11 protein-coding genes are annotated in these 19,355 nt (G+C 42.0%); 6 read left to right on the forward strand and 5 right to left on the reverse strand.

Annotated features, from left to right (window positions below; translation table 11 throughout):
* Nucleotides 1–30: 30 nt before the first annotated feature.
* The gene (locus BMY70_RS10905; RefSeq protein WP_090335202.1) at nt 31–1,773 is read right to left on the reverse strand and encodes a RagB/SusD family nutrient uptake outer membrane protein; all 1,743 of its coding nucleotides are present in this window, start codon (nt 1,771–1,773) and stop codon (nt 31–33) included.
* Nucleotides 1,774–1,840: 67 nt separating this feature from the next.
* Complete coding sequence (locus BMY70_RS10910) at nt 1,841–5,098, reverse strand: SusC/RagA family TonB-linked outer membrane protein (RefSeq protein WP_090335203.1); 3,258 nt, start codon at nt 5,096–5,098, stop codon at nt 1,841–1,843.
* A 226-nt stretch (nt 5,099–5,324) separates the two neighbouring features.
* Here BMY70_RS10910 and BMY70_RS10915 point away from each other — a divergent pair, with 226 nt between their 5' ends.
* From BMY70_RS10915 to BMY70_RS10940, 6 genes are all read left to right on the forward strand, one after another.
* Nucleotides 5,325–6,851, forward strand: coding sequence for an FG-GAP repeat domain-containing protein (locus tag BMY70_RS10915; RefSeq protein ID WP_090335204.1), 1,527 nt, complete (start codon nt 5,325–5,327; stop codon nt 6,849–6,851).
* A gap of 220 nt (nt 6,852–7,071) precedes the next feature.
* Entirely contained in the window at nt 7,072–7,665 is a 594-nt protein-coding gene (locus tag BMY70_RS10920; protein ID WP_090335205.1) for an RNA polymerase sigma factor, read from the forward strand.
* 94 nt (nt 7,666–7,759) lie between these two features.
* Nucleotides 7,760–8,866: a FecR family protein gene (locus tag BMY70_RS10925; RefSeq protein WP_090335206.1), complete on the forward strand. Its 1,107-nt coding sequence runs from the start codon at nt 7,760–7,762 to the stop codon at nt 8,864–8,866.
* Between the two features lie 215 nt (nt 8,867–9,081).
* Complete coding sequence (locus tag BMY70_RS10930) at nt 9,082–12,651, forward strand: TonB-dependent receptor (protein WP_090335207.1); 3,570 nt, start codon at nt 9,082–9,084, stop codon at nt 12,649–12,651.
* A gap of 26 nt (nt 12,652–12,677) precedes the next feature.
* Nucleotides 12,678–14,456, forward strand: a complete 1,779-nt coding sequence (locus BMY70_RS10935) for a RagB/SusD family nutrient uptake outer membrane protein (RefSeq protein WP_090335208.1) — start codon at nt 12,678–12,680, stop codon at nt 14,454–14,456.
* A 75-nt stretch (nt 14,457–14,531) separates the two neighbouring features.
* A complete protein-coding gene (locus BMY70_RS10940) occupies nt 14,532–16,064 on the forward strand; it encodes an FG-GAP repeat domain-containing protein (protein WP_177197000.1) in 1,533 nt (510 codons plus the stop codon).
* Here the strand turns inward: BMY70_RS10940 and BMY70_RS10945 are convergent.
* The 3 genes from BMY70_RS10945 to BMY70_RS10955 form a co-directional block, all read right to left on the reverse strand.
* Nucleotides 16,059–17,195, reverse strand: coding sequence for a carboxypeptidase-like regulatory domain-containing protein (locus BMY70_RS10945; RefSeq protein ID WP_090335210.1), 1,137 nt, complete (start codon nt 17,193–17,195; stop codon nt 16,059–16,061). The two genes, BMY70_RS10940 and BMY70_RS10945, sit on opposite strands and share 6 nt — an antisense overlap.
* 187 nt (nt 17,196–17,382) lie before the next feature.
* The gene (locus BMY70_RS10950; RefSeq protein WP_090335211.1) at nt 17,383–17,865 is read right to left on the reverse strand and encodes a hypothetical protein; all 483 of its coding nucleotides are present in this window, start codon (nt 17,863–17,865) and stop codon (nt 17,383–17,385) included.
* Between the two features lie 33 nt (nt 17,866–17,898).
* The gene (locus BMY70_RS10955; protein ID WP_090335212.1) at nt 17,899–19,335 is read right to left on the reverse strand and encodes a SusD/RagB family nutrient-binding outer membrane lipoprotein; all 1,437 of its coding nucleotides are present in this window, start codon (nt 19,333–19,335) and stop codon (nt 17,899–17,901) included.
* Between the last annotated feature and the right edge of the window lie 20 nt (nt 19,336–19,355).

Below are 19,355 nucleotides of genomic sequence, written 5' to 3' on the forward strand. Positions count from 1 at the left end.
ATCTCCTTTCTATTTTTTTATGCCTTTTGATTAATATCCCGGATTCTGGATCAGAATATCTTTACCAACAAGGTCAACCTGATCTTGTGGAAGGGGAAGATATTCGTTCTTGTTTGCCGTAAATGTCGAACCGCCAAGAGCACCGCTCAATTTCTTACTTTCATAAGCGAGATATGCGTTAATTTCAGCAGCCGCTGTTCCCCATCTTACTAAGTCAAAAAACCGGTGACCTTCCCCTGAAAGCTCTAATTTTCTTTCGAAACGTACGGCTGTACGGGCAGCATCTTTGCTCGCCCAAGCAGTTTTGTAGGTATCGATCACGTAATTAGCTGCGTTCTCACCAGATGCGCGTTTTACAAAACTGGCAGGATTAGCTGCGCGGGCGCGAACCAAATTCACATATTCTCTGGCTTTTTCCAAAGATCCGACCTCCACCTCAGCTTCGGCTGCCATTAGAAGTACGTCAGCGTAGCGAATAATATTTACATTTATAGCTGTATAACCCGGAGTCCATGAACTGTTATCCTGCAAACTACCGATATCAGTTCTGTAATATGCATATTTTTTGGTTGTATACGGACCTGCATTTGGCTGGTTACGGATCCAGTCATTCCCTGGGTGATCGATCCAGTCAAGATAAGGAATTCCTCTACGTCCTATTGAGTGATCAAGACGTGGATCTACCGGGCCTGCATCTGGTGTGAAAGCATCCGAAGATTTCAGACCCATATCTGTTTTCAATTCATTAGCCGCGCTATTGTAAGTTCCATCCAATAGTGGTAAACCAGTTGCATCTGTCCGGAAAGAGTTGCCTAGCTCAAAACTAGGAGCAAAAAAACTACAACAGTTACCCGGACCATTTGGACCAGTGTTATAAGGCCAGTTAAGGTCAAATTCCGGGTTCGCATTGTTGACGCTACCCGTGTTAGCCGCCGCCTGAATGGCAAAAACTGATTCCGAATTGTTGTCATTACTTGCTTTGAAAGCATCCTGAAATCTTGGAACAAGCGCATATTTCTTACCATTCGTGGTTTGACCATTGGCGATGATCAGATCGTATAGCACCTTAGCTTCTGCAAATTTCTTCTGGTACATATAAACTTTCGCCAGGTAGGCTGCGGCGCCCCACTTATTAACACGACCAGCTGCTGCCTGCGTTTCTGGCAGATTATCATAGGCGAACTTCATATCAGCCTCGATAAATGGCCATAGATCCTTATTGTTCGACACCTTTTCAATACCTGTTCCGTAATCAACAGTTTCATCTACATATGGGGTGTTATTAAAGCCTCTTTTTAATTCGAAATAATAGTGACCCCTCAGAAATCTGGCTTCAGCAGAAATCCGTGCTTTATCTGCATCAGTTACGTCTTCCTTGGCTACACCTATTAATCGCATAACCAAATTTGCACGTGCAACTCCTTCGTAAAGACCAGTATATTTATCAGCGATAACACCCTGCGTGGTAATATACTGGAAGCGTTGAATCGGATTAATATCACTAAAATCGCCAGGATCCGTCCCTTTGTTCGCATCACCGCCGCGAATACTTCCCCAAACCCAGTTACTTGCGCTGGCCATACGGTTTGCGCGGCCATTAAGCTGACCATATACAGAGACCAACACTCCTTCCAAACCTTTTTTGTCTGAAAGCTGTGCTTCATCCAATTGCCCGGTGGCCGGCACTTCCAGAAAACTTTCCTTACAAGAATACCCTATCAGCATTATTGCACATATAATCAGCAATAATCCCTTTGATCTAGTTTTTTTCATTTTGATAATTTTTTTGATTTCAACTATTTGATATCAACTTTTGAAATATTTTCCTGATTCAGTTTTATCAAAATCCAAGATTAACACCAAACGTATAACTTCTTGTGATAGGATAGTTACCAACATCAATCCCGAAGTTTGTATCTGCGTTACCTCCAACACCCGGATCAAGACCCTGATATTTTGTAACTGTGAACAAGTTGTTTGTAGAAGCATAGAATCTGAGTTTCTGCATTTTTAACTTGCTCAACATTCTACTTGGAAGTGTGTAACCAATTGTAATATTCTGCATGCGGAAGAATGAACCGTTCTCTACATAGAAAGAATTCGACTGGGTGTTAGTACTGAAATTAGAAGCAGATTCAAATATAGGCGTTTGTGTATCTCTTCTGTCTGGTAGCCAGGAATCTTTAACTCTTGAACTTACAGCCGCTCCGGTAAATGATGGGTAGAAATCTGTAAACCATTTAGAAACGTTAAATATCTTGTTTCCAAGAGAAGTGTACATGTAAGTTGCCAGGTCAAAACCTTTATAAGTCAGTGAGATATTGATACCTCCGGTGAACTTTGGTACCGGACTGCCAAGATACGTTCTGTCTTCTGAGTCAATAATTCCGTCGTTATTTAAATCCGCATAACGGAAGCGCCCCGGAGCGGCACCATCCTGTGTGGCTGCGCCATCAACTTCTGCCTTATCAGCAAAAAGTCCCACCACCTGATATCCGAAAAAGGAAGATATAGATTGACCCACCTGATTTCTGATCGGATTGATTCCCCGGAAACCCGGGTTTGCGGCAGCCGAAGAAATATAGTCAATATCCGGTGCCAGGGATTCTATATTATTTTTAAGCACACCGGCTGTAAAATTAAGTTCATACCCCAGGTCCTTATTTAATTTTCCACGATTGATGATCTGTAAGTCAATCCCTTTGTTTGACATTTTTGCAACGTTGACAGAAGGAGCTGACGCTCTGTATCCTGCGGTTGCAGTTACCGGCACCTGGAATAATAAATCCTTGGTGTCTTTTTGCCAAAGATCAACGATCACATCAAATTTCCCTTTGAAAAATGTTCCGTCAATACCAATGTTTTTGGTGATACTGGTTTCCCATTTTGCGTCAACATTACCAATACGCGTCCGGTAATAACCTTCCATCGCACTGTTATTTGTACCATTCAAATCGTAAGCAGATTCAGCAATGTTTGCGCCGTATAAACTGTACTGATTGTTCGGATCCACGTTGTTCGAATTCCCCATCAAACCATAACCTCCACGGATTTTCAGCTCTGTAATAAAAGGAATTGATTTCATAAACTCTTCGGAAGACATACGCCATGCTGCTGAAAAAGCAGGGAAGACACCATAACGATTATTGGCACCAAATCTTGAAGAACCATCTCTGCGCACAACACCTGTGACAATATATTTGTCATTGAAAGTATAGTTAGCACGGGCAAAAAGCGAGTAGAAGTTAACCCCCTTGTAATAATCGCTGTTAACGACTTTTGAGCCCACGTTTGTCATATTGATATAATTGATATTCGTCGAGAAAGGATTCAAACCTGACGATGACTGATTTTTTCCAGCACCTGTGTTCAACGCTTCCTGCCCAACGATCACATCAATTGTATGCAAACCGAGTTGTTTCTTATAATTCAAAGTATTGGTCAATGTCCAGGCCAAACGATGTCCGGCTCCCTCATTGAATCCAAAGGCTGAGTTATTTTCAGAGTTTTCATACTGCAACCGGCTATATCCTCTGTTGCTGTAACTTGTATACTGAGCACCGACACTCGTACGGAAAGTCAAACCTGAGATAATATCCAGTTCAGCGTAAAGGTTACCAAAACCCTGTCCGCCAAATCCGCGGTTATTAGCCTGACCATCCCGTGCAGCTACTGGGTTACGCGGATTGTTAAAACCTTTTGCTGCTGTTCCCGCATATCCGCCAAATTCGTCATAAACCGGAATGATTGAAGGCATCCGGAAAGCTGAAAGAATATCGTTTTCGTCAGCAGCTACACCCTGGCCACCTGCTCCACCGCCCTGTCCTAAAACCTGCAGGTAGGTAAACTGGGCATTCTGACCAATTCTTAGGTTTTTCAACACGTCAAATTCTGTATTTACACGGAAAGCATATCTTTTAAAACTATTGTTCAAAAGTATACCCTTCTGATCCTGGATGCTGAATCCTGCATAATAGCGGCTGGTTTCAGAACCACCCGAAAAACCCAGAGAGTGCCTTTGTATCGGCGCTACGCGGGTAATCGCATCATACCAGTCAGTACCTTGTTTATTAGCTTTTACAACCTGATAAATTGGTCCCCGCGATGGATCAACGTTATATTTCAATTTTTCAGCTGCAAGATCCAGGGTGCCTATTACGCCGGTTCTTCCTCCAACGTTGATATAATCAGGAAGCACTGGCGTATTTCCGCTACCATACTGGCCGCTTGCTATGTTTGAAAAATTGGGAGCATCTCCTGTTTGAAATGCATTGTTACGCTCTGCCTGCCAGGTCCAGTCAGCCTGTTCCTGCGGGTTCAACATACTCTGTCCCTTTCCAGGCGTAGTAAAGCCAAGCATCCCGTCGTAGGTAACGCTCAATTTACGCGCTTTTTTAGTGCCTTTTTTTGTTGTGTAAACAATAACACCGTTGGCTGCACGAGCTCCATAAATAGAAGCCGCCGCAGCATCTTTAAGAACCGTAGTAGATTCAATATCATCAGGATTCAAGAAATCAGTTGAACCCGTCGGCATTCCATCAACAATATATAACGGCTCATTACCGCCAAATGCACCAAAACCGCGAACACGGATCTGGCTGGTTGTACCCGGCTGACCATTCGTGATAACAGTAACCCCGGCAACCCGTCCCTGAAGTTGCTGTTCAACGTTTCCGGAAGGAGCTGCGGTCAAATCCTTCGACTTTACGGTTGCAACCGCACCAGTGGTTTCTCTACGGCTGTCAACCGTGTAACCCGTAACGATCACTTCTTCCAGAGCGGACACATCGTCGTCCATTTTAATATCAACAACGCTTTGATTTCCAACAGTCACTTCCTTGGTAGCATAGCCCACGAAACTGACGACCAGTATGTCAGTTGCTGATCGTACATTTAAAGTATACTGGCCTTCACTGTTGGTATTGGTTCCCATCTGGGTCCCTTTGATAACTACTGTTGCCCCCGGAATACCCGAGCCGGCAATGTCAGTAATACGGCCGCTTATTTTTCGTTCCTGAGCCATGGTGACCATAGTCGAGAAGCATAAAAAGAAACAGCAGACTAAACTCCGGACGGAGCTCGTGTAGATTTGTTTCATAAAATTTAGTTAGGTTAATTAATATCGGATCAAATGTATTATTATTCATCCAAATATTTGTGTTATTGTAATAAATATTTTTATTCATTGAAAAAATAGTATTATCATAAGCTAAAATAGTGTCACCTTTTAGTATTAAAAAGTTACAATTAACTTTCAGTTACAAATTTTTAAGTGGTCAATAGAGCCAGCTGACGCGGATTTTACAGAAAATTAGATACACCAGATGAAATACATTTCTTTATTGAAGTTTTTTTGTAACTCTTTGTTATTAATACTCTTATGTCACCTCGAGAGCTGTAATTTTGACCGCAACGATCAAAACATACGGCATGGCGAAAAGCTTGCGGTAAAGTATTGTTCAAACTGTCACCTGGCTCCATCGCCATCACTGCTCGATAAGAAAACCTGGAGCGACGATGTCATGCCTGCGATGGCCAACCAGCTGGGTATTGAAGTTCTGGAAGGGAATGTTTATCTGCATACAAAACAGTCAGTTATTTCAAACCAGGACTGGGCAAAATTGAGAGCTTATTATGCTACACTGGCGCCAGACAGCCTGGTTCAAAAAAGGTCGGCTCTTGTGGCTAAAAAAAGCTGGTCAGTTTTTATGTTGAAAAAGCCTCCATACGATTCAACTGAAATCTCAACAACACTTATGACAACCATTAGCACTGATAATCAGCATATTTACACGAGTTCTATGAACAATCCCGGTCTGGATAAGTGGGATAAAGTGTTCGACAAAGCTCGCCTCATGCCTTTAAAATCTGCGGCCGTTGATCTCTCGTTTAACGATGAAAAAAGGATTATTACCAGTATGGGCGGAATGCGTGCGATGGACTACACAATCGGAGAAATAATGCTATTAAAAGAATCTGGCCATAAAGTCACCGCTAGGAAATTATCCGACATCTATATACGTCCGATACAGACAAGGCCTGCAGATTTGAATAAAGATGGCCTGATCGACTATATTGTCTGCAGTTTCGGTCATACAAAGGGCGGTCTGTTTTGGGAAAAACAACTTCCCGATAAAACGTTTCAAAAAATTGCAATCCGGGAAGTTCCCGGAGCGACACAAACTGAGACCGGAGATTATAACGGTGATGGATGGCCCGACATCATAGCACTCTTCGCGCATGGCGACGAAGGTATATGGCTATTTCTAAATGACAGGAACGGAGGATTTATAACAAAAAATCTGGTTCGCTTTCCGCCAGTTTACGGATCGAGCAGTTTCCAGCTGGCCGATATGAATAATGACGGGAAAATTGACATCATCTACACGGCAGGGGACAATAGTGATTATTCCAGAATACTGAAACCATACCATGGTCTGTATGTATTTCTGAACATCGGAAATTTGCGTTTCTCGCAGCCGGAATTTTATCCGTTAAACGGATGTACAAAAGCGATGGCAGCCGACTTTGATCTTGACGGAGATATGGACATCGCCACGATTTCATTTTTCGCGGATTTAAAAAATAAACCGGAGCAAAAATTTGTCCTTTTTCAAAATACTTCCATTCCTGTTAAAGGAAGGTATTTATTGCAGCCATTTTATATCCCGATTGAAAAAAACGGGAGGTGGATTTGTATGGATGTTGATGATTATGATGGTGATGGTGATAAGGACGTAGTGCTTGGAAACTTTTCAAAAGGTTTCCTGAATCATGAGGATTTCAAAGCCGACTGGGATATTCATACTCCCTTCGTCGTTCTTGAAAACCGTGTGAAAGGTCAACAATAAAAAAAACCTTTTTTATCACTTATCCAAGATAACACCCAACTACTTAAAACTATTAAAAAATAAATTCATCGTAATTTCATATTTTATATTTAAATTTTGTAACTTATATTAATTTATCAATATATGATACAAAAATGATAATATCTGCAAAGTAGCGAAATGAGAATTGTTCTATTCCTATATTTTTTGATACTTTTGAAAAACTAAAAATCTTAACTACTTGATTTTAAATTCTACACATACAGAGGATAAAGTCTTATGGAAAGCCTTCAAACACGGTGATGAAAACGCTTTTACACTACTTTATCAAAAATATGTCCGTATTCTTTATGGATATGGGAAAAAGCTCCTGAACGACGAGGAAGCTGTGGAAGATATGATTCAGGACCTGTTCATTGATCTTTGGCAAAGCAGGACAAAACTTGCTGATGTTGAATCACCGAAATTTTATTTATTCCGCTCACTCCGCCGGCGGATTCATAAATCTCAAACAGGTAATTATCCCATTAACCAGCGATGGGACTTTGACGATGACCGCATCCATCCGGTGACATTTCCAAAGGAATATGAAATTATTGAAGCCGAAAGTTCTAAAAGACAAAAAGACGAATTGGACGCATGGCTGAAAAATTTGCCTGTACGCCAGTACGAAGTACTCATGTTGAAATTCTATCAGGATTTTAGTTACGAAGAAATAGCACAAATACTGACCATCAACGAACAATCGGTCCGAAATCTGATCCAACGTGCAGTTTTGAAACTTCGCCAACTAACTATTTCCCTATTTTTTACCAGCTTATTTTTATTTTTTTAAAAATATTTCTGTTCATGTGAGTTAAAAATAAGGCCTTGCTCCTCTTACTAAGTAGAAGTCAAGTTTTATTTTTTCACAGAATAGTTCTATCAACATGAGTTACTACTATTACGAGGTAACTGACTTTTTAGAAGATAACAAATTCAGGAAATGGGTGTATGAACCTACGCCTGAAAGTGATTCCTTCTGGCAGGACGTCCTGGTCCGGTTTCCTGAGAAATCAGAAATGATATCTAACGCCAGATCCATTTTACTTGAACTTCAGAAGGACCTGCAAACCGACTTCCCGTCTGACGAAAAAGTAGAAAATATTCTATCGGCGATTCATGAACTGAAAAATAATAAGACTTCTTTCTCTTCCAAAATTCTTTCACACTGGCTAGCAATTTCAGTTGTCTCGGCAGCGATGTTGATTTTATTACTTGGCTGGCTTATTAAATCCGGCCAGGACGATGGTTTAATAACCTACCAGAATTTGATATCGTCTGTCAGCACTCCGTTAATTGAAAAAATTAACAATTCTTCAAATTCCATCACGGTAAGGCTTCCGGATTCAAGTACCGTCGTTCTTCGTCCACATACGAGTATCAGCTACAATGAAGATTTCGAAAAGGGTAAAAAAAGAGAGGTTTATCTTTCAGGTGAAGCTTTTTTTAATGTGACCAAAAATCCTGACCGGCCATTTTTTGTTTATGCCAACGAACTGATAACAAAGGTACTCGGCACAAGTTTTATCGTTAAGGCCTTCGACTGTGATAAGGAGGTTGAGGTTACTGTCAAGACTGGAAAAGTATCCGTTTTTACAAGAACGGATGAAAGTGCCAAATTAAATCAGTCAAACTCCGAGCTTGGCGGGGTAATCATAACCCCAAATCAAAAGATACTGTTTTCCCGAAATGAGGTCCGGATAAAAAAGTCGCTGGTAGAGTCTCCCGAAATTATTGCATCGGCAGTTCTTCCGGCCCCGATGCTAAAATTCCAGGACATTTCAGTTTCCCAGATTTTCGACAATCTTGAACAAACATATGGAATCGATATAGTATATGACGAAGAATTGCTGGGCAGTTGTCTGTTAACAGCATCTTTTTCCAATGAAAATCTTTACGACAAAATCGATTTAATATGTAAAGGCATTGAAGCAACTTTTGAGGTTGTTGATGCACGTGTAGTTATTTCCGGCAGAGGCTGTCATCAGGAGTAGAAAATTAATGTACAGTTATAATTCACCAATTATCGATCAACCTTTCTAAACAACCTTTTCATTATGACCTAATTAGTAATAAAAAAAAGGTTGATGATGTTTGCACCATCACCAACCCGATCAGTTAAATCCCCAGTTGTATTTACATCCGTTCCTAAGCGGATGGAGGATTTGTTTTGTCCATTTTTCCAATTAAACAAAACGTAAGTAAAGTTATGAAAAAATTGTATCCTAACTATGCTCATTGGCAGATCATTATGAGATTCAGTTGTACTCAACTCATCATTGCAGCACTTCTGTCGACTATTTCCATGGCCCGTGTGAGCGAAGCCCAGGAAATTCTAAACAACCGCGTGACGCTTCAAATGCAAAATCAAGACGTGCGTAAGGTGCTGAATACGATAGAGGAACAGGTAAAAGTAAAATTTTTGTATAGTTCCAGCCTGATCAAAGCAGAGCGGAAAATCTCCGTAAATCTTCAGCAGCAGCAGCTGGGTGAAGCTTTGAAAGTTATTTTAAGCCCCCTAAACTTATCTTATGAGGTTTCAGGGAAACAGATTATTCTGAAACGTATCAAATTACAGACAGAAGACCTTTCACCTCAAAAATTCAAAAGTCAGGCTCTTGAAAGATCAATTTCCGGTGTGGTTACTGATGGCAGCGGAGCTGGTCTGCCGGGCGTTTCCGTGATTGTGAAAGGCAGCTCACGTGGAACAAACACGGATGGCGAAGGATCATATAAGATTGACGCCCCGGATGGAAACGTAACTCTGACATTCAGTTTTGTTGGTTTCAGTTCAAAAGATGTTGAAGTTTCAGCAAGTCAAACCACTGCAAACGTTACACTTACAACAGATGAAAAATTACTGAGCGAAGTGGTTGTCGTTGGTTATGGAACCGCTAAAAAGAAGGATTTGACTGGTGCAGTTTCAGTTGTAAAAGTTGCTGAACTTACAGAACAGGCTAACTCAAACCTTTCAAATCAGTTGCAGGGACGTGCTTCAGGTGTGACAGTTCTAACTTCTGGTCAGCCAGGTCAGGCTCCGCAGGTTCGTATCCGTGGTATCAATTCATTTGGTAACAATACTCCGCTTTACGTTGTGGATGGAGTACCAACGCAGGATATCAACAACCTCAATCCGAATGACGTTGCTACCATGCAGGTTTTGAAAGATGCGGGTTCTGCGTCTATTTATGGTTCTCGTGCCTCGAATGGTGTTGTCGTTATCACGACAAAACGTGGTACAGGAAAAGTGAAAGTTAGCTATGACATGTATTATGGATCGCAAACTGTTCAGAAAGGAAATGTTTATGACGCGCTATCCTCTCAGGGAATGGCTGATCTTAAATTTCTTGCGCTAAAAAATTCAGGTGTTGCAATCAACGATCCACAATACGGAAGTGGAGCAACACCGGTTTTACCAGATTATATCGTTCCGACTGGTATGAGTGAAGGCTCAGTTGACCTTTCCAAATATTATGTTAATCCGAACTATACAGACAAAGCTGATATGGATTCTTTTTACAGAATCGTAAAAGCAAACAAACAAGGTACAGACTGGTTTCACGAAATATTTAAAAATGCTCCGATGCAAAGCCACAACCTGTCAGTGAGCGGAGGTGGAACAGGTGGAAGTTATATGTTCTCGTTTAACCATTTTAACCAGCAGGGAAACCTGATGAACACATATCTTAAAAGATATACGGTTCGCGCAAATAGTCAATACAATGTCAGTAAGCATATCCGTGTTGGCGAAAACATTGCATTGGCATTGGTAAACAATCCAAGATCTACAATTCTTGAAGAAGGCGGTGCGATAGGTATGGCTTACCGTATGCAACCGATCATTCCGGTGTATGATGTTCAAGGCAATTATGCAGGTTCATTTGGAAGTGGTTTGGGTAATGCTAAAAATCCGGTCGCTATTCGTGACCGCGCACGGAACAACGTTGGATTGAACAACAGTGTGTTTGGAAATATGTTCGCCGAAGTTGATTTTCTTAAAGACTTTGTTGTCCGTTCGAGCTTTGGCGGTAACTATTATTCAGAAAGAGGAAATTCATTCGCTTATCCTGAGTGGGAAAATGCTGAAAACGTAACGACTAACGCTTACACCGAATACACAAATACGGGTTTCAACTGGACATGGACAAATACTTTGTCTTATGAGCATACGTTCAATGACAAACATTCGATTAAGTTATTAGCTGGAACAGAAGCCTACACAAGCACCGGTCGCGAAGTCGGCGGTACCTCTCAAAGCTACTTTTCTTTTGACCCGAATTATACAATTCTGTCAACAGGTTCAGGAACACCAACAAATTACAGTGCTAAATATTCTGACGCATTGTTTTCTTATATCGGGCGGATCGACTACAATTTCAAGGATCGTTATTTGTTGAGCGGTACAATCCGTCGTGACGGATCTTCCCGTTTCACAAACCAGTTTGGCTGGTTCCCTGCCGTAAGTGCCGGATGGAGAGTAAAAGAAGAAGCTTTCATGAAAGGGGTTGACTGGATCTCAGATCTTAAGATCCGCGGGGGCTACGGTATTATGGGTAACCAGTTCAATGTTAACCCGGCCAATGCCTTTACAACATACGGACTTAACCGAAGCAATTCATTTTATGACATCCGTGGAACAGGAAACAGCACGGTACAAGGGTTTCAGAGAACTCGGGTTGGAAACCCTAATGCTAAATGGGAAAGTAACATCAACTCAAACATTGGTATCGATGCAACATTATTCAACGGTGCAGTTGACCTGACTATTGACTACTACCAAAAAAATATCAATGACCTGTTGTTCTCTCCTGAACTGGCAGGTACAGTTGGACAAGGTACTGCACCTGCTGTAAATATTGGGAAAATGGCAAATAAGGGAATTGACATGTCGGTTTATGCTGAAAAGAATATCACAAAAGATTTCAAACTGAATGCGACAGTTACGTTAACCACATACAACAACGAGATCAAGAAGATTACGGACGGAGCTACCTATTTTGATCAGGAAAGTCGCAGGTTTAATGGTAGTAACATTATTCGTAATGCGGTCGGGAACTCGATCGGCCAGTTCTTCGGATATCAGATCGATGGATTCTGGAATACTCAGCAGGAAATTGACCAGGCCAACGCCAGCGCTATCGAAAGATCAGGAAACGCTGATGCAGTTTATCAAAACGAAGTTAAAGTGGGTCGCTTCCGCTATGCAGATATCAATGGCGATGGAATCATCACTTCTGATGACCGCACTTTCCTTGGTAATCCAAGTCCTAAATTCAGTTACGGTTTGAACATCGGAGCGAATTACAAAAACTTTGATTTTGGTATTTTCTTCTATGGTGTACAAGGCAACGAAATCTGGAACAACCTGAAATGGTGGAACGACTTCTATACGAATTTCCAGGGAGCAAAAAGCAATACAGCTTTATATGATTCGTGGACTCCGACAAACATGAATGCTACGGCACCTATCCAGGAAAACACAGGTTCTTTCAGCACGACCAACGTTCCAAATTCTTATTACGTGGAAAACGGATCTTATCTGCGCGCTAAAAATGCTCAGCTGGGTTACACCTTGCCTAAGAGTTTAACACAAAGCCTGAAAATTGAAAAACTTCGTGTTTATGTTCAGACAGCAAATCTGTTCACGATCACCAAATATTCAGGTCCGGATCCGGAAGTTGGACAAAGCCAGGTTGATGGTTCTACTGCCTTTGGTCTTGATGAAGGTGTTTATCCAAACACACGCCAATTCCTGATCGGTTTAAATCTGACATTCTAATTACTGTATCCTTAAACAGAATAAAGATGAAAAAATTAAGATTTTCCAAAATAGCATTAGTAGTTGCTTTCGGATTACTTTCCTATGCCTGCCAGGACAGCTTCCTTGACAAACCGGCATTAGGAGCCCTGAGTGATGCTCAATTAAGTACAAAAGCGGGAGTAGATGGCCTTCTCGTAGGTGCGTACGCAGCCCTGGACGGCAACGGAGTCGGTGCGGCTAGCGCCTGGGACGCAGCGGCTGACAACTGGATTTATGGAAGTATTGCCGGTGGCGATGCAAAAAAAGGCAGTGACGGAGCAGACCAGCCGGGTATCAACTCGATCATGATTTACAGTCACGGACCTAGCAATGGATTTTTCAATAGTAAATGGAAAGCTGTTTACGAAGGAATTAACCGGGCAAACACCGTTTTGAAGTTCGTGCCGCTCGTAACTTCTGGCATTACAGATGCTGAGAAAGTAAGTTTTACCGCCCAGGCACGTTTCTTGCGCGGACATTATTATTTTGAACTGAAAAAGATGTTTAACATGGTACCCTGGGTTGACGAAACCACTGTCGATCCTGCGATGGTAACAAATGATACAGACATTTGGCCGAACATCGAAGCTGATTTCAAATTCGCTATGGACAATCTTCCAGCGACTCAGACGGACGTTGGACGCGTAAATAAGTGGGCCGCGGCAGCATATCTGGGTAAAACTTACCTGTACGAGAAAAAATTCGCTGATGCAAAAACAGTTTTCGACCAGGTAATCAGTTCTGGCGTAACAAGCAATGGTTTAAAATATGACCTGCTGCCCAAGTATCAGGACAACTTTGACGCAGCTCAGAAAAATCTCGCCGAATCAGTTTTTGCAGTTCAAATGGCGGCGAATGACGGAACAAATACCATTGACAACGCGAATACAGGCGGTATGTTGAATTTCCCATACAATTCTCCTTTCCGTTGCTGCGGTTTTTATCAGCCAAGTCTTGACCTTGCAAATTCATTCCAGACAGATGCAAACGGACTTCCATTGATAGACTCTTATAATAATACTACGTTGAAAAATGACATGGGCGTAAAGTCTGACGCAGCTTTTACTCCTGATGCTGCGGCGCCTTTGGATCCACGTATTGACTGGACAGTTGGCCGTCGCGGAATCCCGTTCCTTGACTGGGGAAATCACCCTGGACAAGCCTGGATTCGTGATCAGGGATACGCAGGCCCGTATTCTCCAAAGAAAAACATGTACTATCAGGCTACGCAGGATAAATATTCTGATCAGCATTCATGGGCTCCCGGAACAGCGATCAACGTACAAATTATCCGTTTTGCTGACGTCCTGCTGATGGCTGCAGAGGCAGAAGCACAATCCGGAAGTTTGGAAAAAGCACAGGAATATGTGAATAAAGTTCGTGCTCGCGCAGCAAAGCCTGAAAGTTGGGTTTATACCTATGCTGATCCTACAAAACCAATGGGAGGTTACACAACAACGCCGGCAAGTAATTATAAAATCGCAGAATATCCAGCAGGATCTTTTGCTGCCAAAGGCAAAGATGGCGCTTTGAAAGCAATTTATTTTGAACGTAAGGTTGAGCTCGCCATGGAAGGCCATCGCTTCTTTGACCTGTCACGTTGGGGAATTGCGGAACAAGCGTTGAATGCTTATGTAGCTTTCGAAAGTAAAATCACGCCGGATGTGAGTGGTGGAAAATTCATAAAAAATAGAAATGAATATTTTCCGATCCCACAAACTCAGATCGATTTGAGTACCAGAAATGGTGTATCATCTTTGAAACAAAATCCGGGATATCAGTAACAAACTTTAATCAGCATGAAGAGGCGGTTTCACGACTGCCTCTTTTTGTTTAAACTTGAAAAAATATTGCTCCCAATGCGCCTGAGATTACTGCTTTTATCCTGTCTGATACTCCTCTTCTCTGGTATTTTATTAATAGGCTGCGATTCCAAAAGTGAGAAGGGAGCACGTGAATTAACCGGAGAAATGCTGGAAGGTGAAAAACTGTCAGAAAAATATTGCAGCAGCTGCCACCTGCCAGTCGAACCCGAGTTGCTTGATAAGGATACCTGGAAAAATCAGGTTTTACCAGCGATGGCGAAACAACTAGGCTTGGAAGTATGGCAGGGAAATAAATATTTCCAAAATGAAAGATCGGTTATATCGCACAGCGACTGGCTAAAAATTGTCGCCTATTATGACTCGCTTGCTCCCTTGGAAGTTCTGCAAATCAAAGCACCCGTTCCACCGGTTCAGGATTGGGGAGGTTTCTGCTTGAAGACGCCAGAAACGGATACCTCAAAACTGGCGACGACTACGTTGGTTGCTGTTAATAAATCACGACACACGATATACACAAGCAGTGCCGAAAATCCTGATTTAATAAAATGGGATCAGAGTTTAAAACCTTCTCTTTCAAATAAAATTTCTTCTCCCGCTGTGGACATTTCTTTTGCAGAAAACAATCAGGTCATAACGCTGATCGGTGAAATGAAAGCCTATGATTCTCCGAGCGGTGGCATAGTTCAAATGAATGAAAATGGCACAGATGAGATCATTTCTTCCGGTTTTATTCGCCCGATCTCAACAGCAAGTGCTGATTTTAACCAGGATGGTATTACAGACTATGTCGTCTGTGGCTTCGGACATAACAGAGGCGGACTTTATCTTGTCAGGAAATTACCAAATAAAACTTTTGAGAAAGTTCCCGTCCGGGAAGTTGCAGGTGCTACTAAGGCAATAACAGGCGATTTTAACGGCGACGGCTGGCCAGATATTATGGCTTTGTTCGCTCACGCTGATGAAGGAATATGGCTATTTTTAAATGATAAAAAAGGAGGATTTAATACCCAAAATGTATTGAGGTTTCCACCCGTTTATGGTTCGAGCAGTTTTCAACTGGTAGATGTTAACAGGGACGGAAAACTGGACATCATCTACACAGCAGGCGACAACAGCGATTATTCCAGAATTCTGAAACCCTACCACGGGCTCTACATATTTATCGACAAAGGAGATTTGATAAAAGGAAATCCGAAATTCGAGCAGGTTTATTTCTACCCTATTCACGGCGCAACGAAAGTGATCGCAAAAGATTTTGATCAGGACGGAGACATCGATTTCGCCACGATCGCATTCTTCGCAGATTTTCAGAATAACGCATCCGGAAGTTTTATCTATTTTGAGCAGAACAGTAAAACTCAGTTTCCGAATTTCATCCCGCACGCACCGCCGATTAGCAAGTCAGGCCGGTGGATTTGTATGGATGCCGAAGATATTGATGGCGATGGAGATATTGATATTGTTCTGGGAAATTATTCCAAAGGTTTTTTAAATCAGGAGAATTTCAAACCCGACTGGAATGTACATCTGCCCTTTATCGTTTTGGTCAATAATCAAACGTTATAAATCTCGTTTCCAATCAGCCGGAAGCAACGTCGAGTAACGGTCGTTTCCCAGATAGCCAGCGATTTCAAAACCCATCGGCATTACCACCCAACCCTCAGGTGTGATCACACAATATCCTTGGGGAAATTTAATCTGCGTGTAAGCATAAGGCATATCAGAATAGGGAGAACTTCCTTTCTTTTTGGTATAAAATACCTCCAGCATCATTTTAGAAACAACCAGTCGTTCCGTCATCAATTCTCCCGGTTTGATCAATCGATTGCCTAAAATAGGTTCTATCCGGTTATGGATATTATTTGCGATCGTGTTATAGCCGTTTACACTTCTGACCGATCTGAACAGGCGCATCGAATCCGGAATTTCCTGATATACCTTGAAACCTTCTTCCCATAAACTGTCTGCAACCATGCTCGCCAGTAAATGTTTCAACGAACCTGCGTAGGCAATTTTTTGATTTTCACGCCACATTTTCTTCTGCTCTTCGTCCTTTGGTTTAAGCAATTCAAAACGGGTGCTTCCGCCATACAAAACTCTGCCTTCAAAATAATCAAAATCATCCAGATCCTGGTGGATTTTATAACCCAACGCGTTATTTTCGATAATCAACGGGGCGGTGGTTTGCGCACTTAAATGCCGGTTATCATCCAGAGAAATCCTTAGAACTTCGGGATTTAATATTCGGCATTGTTTTGCAAACGGCGTTTTTCCAAGCAATTCTCTGGTAATGATTGCCAGATGTTTTTCACGTTTTTTATTCTTTTTGGAATAAATCGTGACACCGGTCAGCTGCATTCCCTCGATCAGTTTGAATTGCACCGTCTTGATTCCCGGCTGTTCGAATCTTAAAGTTTGTTTTATCGTTTCATAGCCCAGAAAAGAAACGGCCATTTCAATGCTGCCGATCGTCAGGCCCATTAATTTGTAATTGCCATTTTCATCAGCATTCGTACCTATCGTTGAATTGTTTACGAAAACATTGGCAAATGGCAGCGGTTTTCCTGTTTTCCCATCTGTTACTTTTCCGGTTAGTACCACAGCTCCTCCCTGCTGCGCAACGGAGGTAAGCGTAACGCAGAAGAAAAAGACAACGAATAAAAAAGATTTAATAAAAGACGATGGATTGCGAAACATTATAAAACGGATAACTGGGGGTTAAAGGCTTTCAGACCCAAAGATAAATGAGGAGTTTGGAATCTTCATCCTGATACTAATAATGTTACGCGTCTGTTGCAAAAGAAAATTCCAACCGGAAATTAGTGCTCCGGTTGGAATTAAAAACGCAGTTATCAGGAACTACGTATGCTCCAAAACTTTAATTTTATTTATTTGTCGTTAGAGTTGCCGATTTCTGAATCGACGCCAAGCCATTTTCTCCAATAATTTCAGCGAAGAAAACCCGGGTTGTTCCCTTGGTATCCTGCGCTTTTACAGGAACTGCCAGTACATAATTCCGAAGCACCTGATCGTATTTCTGAGTTCCGGCTGGAATCGTTGTGACTAATGTTTGTGCTCCGGTGGAGGTTGCTGCATAATAAATTTTGAATTCTTTTACCGGAATTTCGGAGGTAAACTCGATGTTGAAATTGGTAGAAGCTCCCGCGTCAACTGTTAAACCGGTAACAACCGCACTACTTGACGACACCGTTCTGGTTGTTCCCAGCCAAACGACGGAAACCTGTGCGACCTTACCAACGCTGGTTGAAATTTCGCTGATCAGGTCTGGCTCGTCATAACAACTTGTAAGTAAAATACTGAAAAAGAGCGCCAAAGCCAGAAAACTAATATTGATATTTTTTTTCATACCTATTCGATTTTGAAAGTCAACAAGTAAAAATTATTTCGAACTCAACCACATTGGAGTTGCAGGGGTTTTCTGGTTTGCTTCGGCATTGGCCGTATTTCGTGTTAATTCAGACGACGGATATTTCATCCGCTGAATTCTCCGGCCCTGCAAGTCAGGATTTATATTCTGTGGGAGAGGAAAATCCCAGTAATCATATTTTCTCAGATCCGTCCAGATATCACCGATCAAAAACATGGCCTTATATTTTTCCCGAAGGATATTTAACAAAGTCAGTTGATTTGCCCCAACGTTTACACTTGCTGCTGCCAGATACGCCGTAATATCTGCCTCAGCTACGCCAAGCTTGGTCATATTCGAACGGGCGATTGCCATATATGCCGCATAAGCCTCCTCGGTAGAACCTTTCGAAGAAAATGTACCATCGTTAGCTAAAAATCTGGCTTCTGCCTCAATTGCTTTTACCTCAGCATAGGTCATCATTAATATCGGTGATGTGATGGACGAATGCCAGGAGCTAATCGTAAAATCAACTGTCGAACCCAGGTTAGACCCGGGAAATACGCCATTATATGCTGTCTGTCCGGTTTTTAAAGTCACTACTTTTGTAAGTCGAGGGTCCACGATTGTCTGAACTTTTCCGTTCATAAGATCCACAAAAGTACTTCCGTAGGTGACCGACAAATTTCCGGTGCTGTTTGCCAAAGCAACACGGCTATACCACGGGCTCAAATTTTTGGTATTGTAAGGCATTTGAAAGTCATCCGAATTACCTGTCATTCCCTTTTGTACCGCTGCCAACACATTTTCAGCCGTCTGTTTTGGGTTTTTATTCGAGAGATGAAGAAGGTACCGCGCTTTCAACGAATAAGCCAGTTTGGTCCATTTTGTTAAATCGCCTCCGTAAATCAGATCGTCCGTGCCAGGTTTCATTCCCGAATTTTTAGCCAGTTCCACAATCCCTTCATCCAGCAGGCGCTGAATTGTCGTGTAAATTTCCTGCTGCGTGTCGTACGATGGCTGGAAATCCTTTGGTTCCTGGTCTGCTTTTGAAAAAGGCACATTTTCCCAATTTACTGTCGCAAGGCCAATATTATAAGCGAGCAAAGTTTTCGCTATACCCACATAACCTGAAATGTCTTCCGCCTGCCCTTTTCGGATAATGGTATTAAGTTGAGGAATCACATATAAATAAAGATTCGACCAACCAGTAGGATTTTCGGATTCCGCATAGGTATCTGTTCCGTTTGTACCAAGATTGCTGCTGATCTGCTGCGCATACTGGCAAGCAAAGTAAGCTTGCTGATAACTGGCTTCGCTGGAATAAAACTGTGCAGTCGGCAATAATTCCTGAACCGTCGCATCCGGTTTTAAAGTAGGATCGACGTTGACGTCCAGATAATTATCGCAGCCGAAAAATACGGGAAGAAGTCCGGCGAACAGTATATATATTTTTCTTATTCTATTCATAATCAATGATTTTGAGACGA

The organism is Dyadobacter koreensis (assembly GCF_900108855.1).
GTDB classification, from domain to species: domain Bacteria; phylum Bacteroidota; class Bacteroidia; order Cytophagales; family Spirosomataceae; genus Dyadobacter; species Dyadobacter koreensis.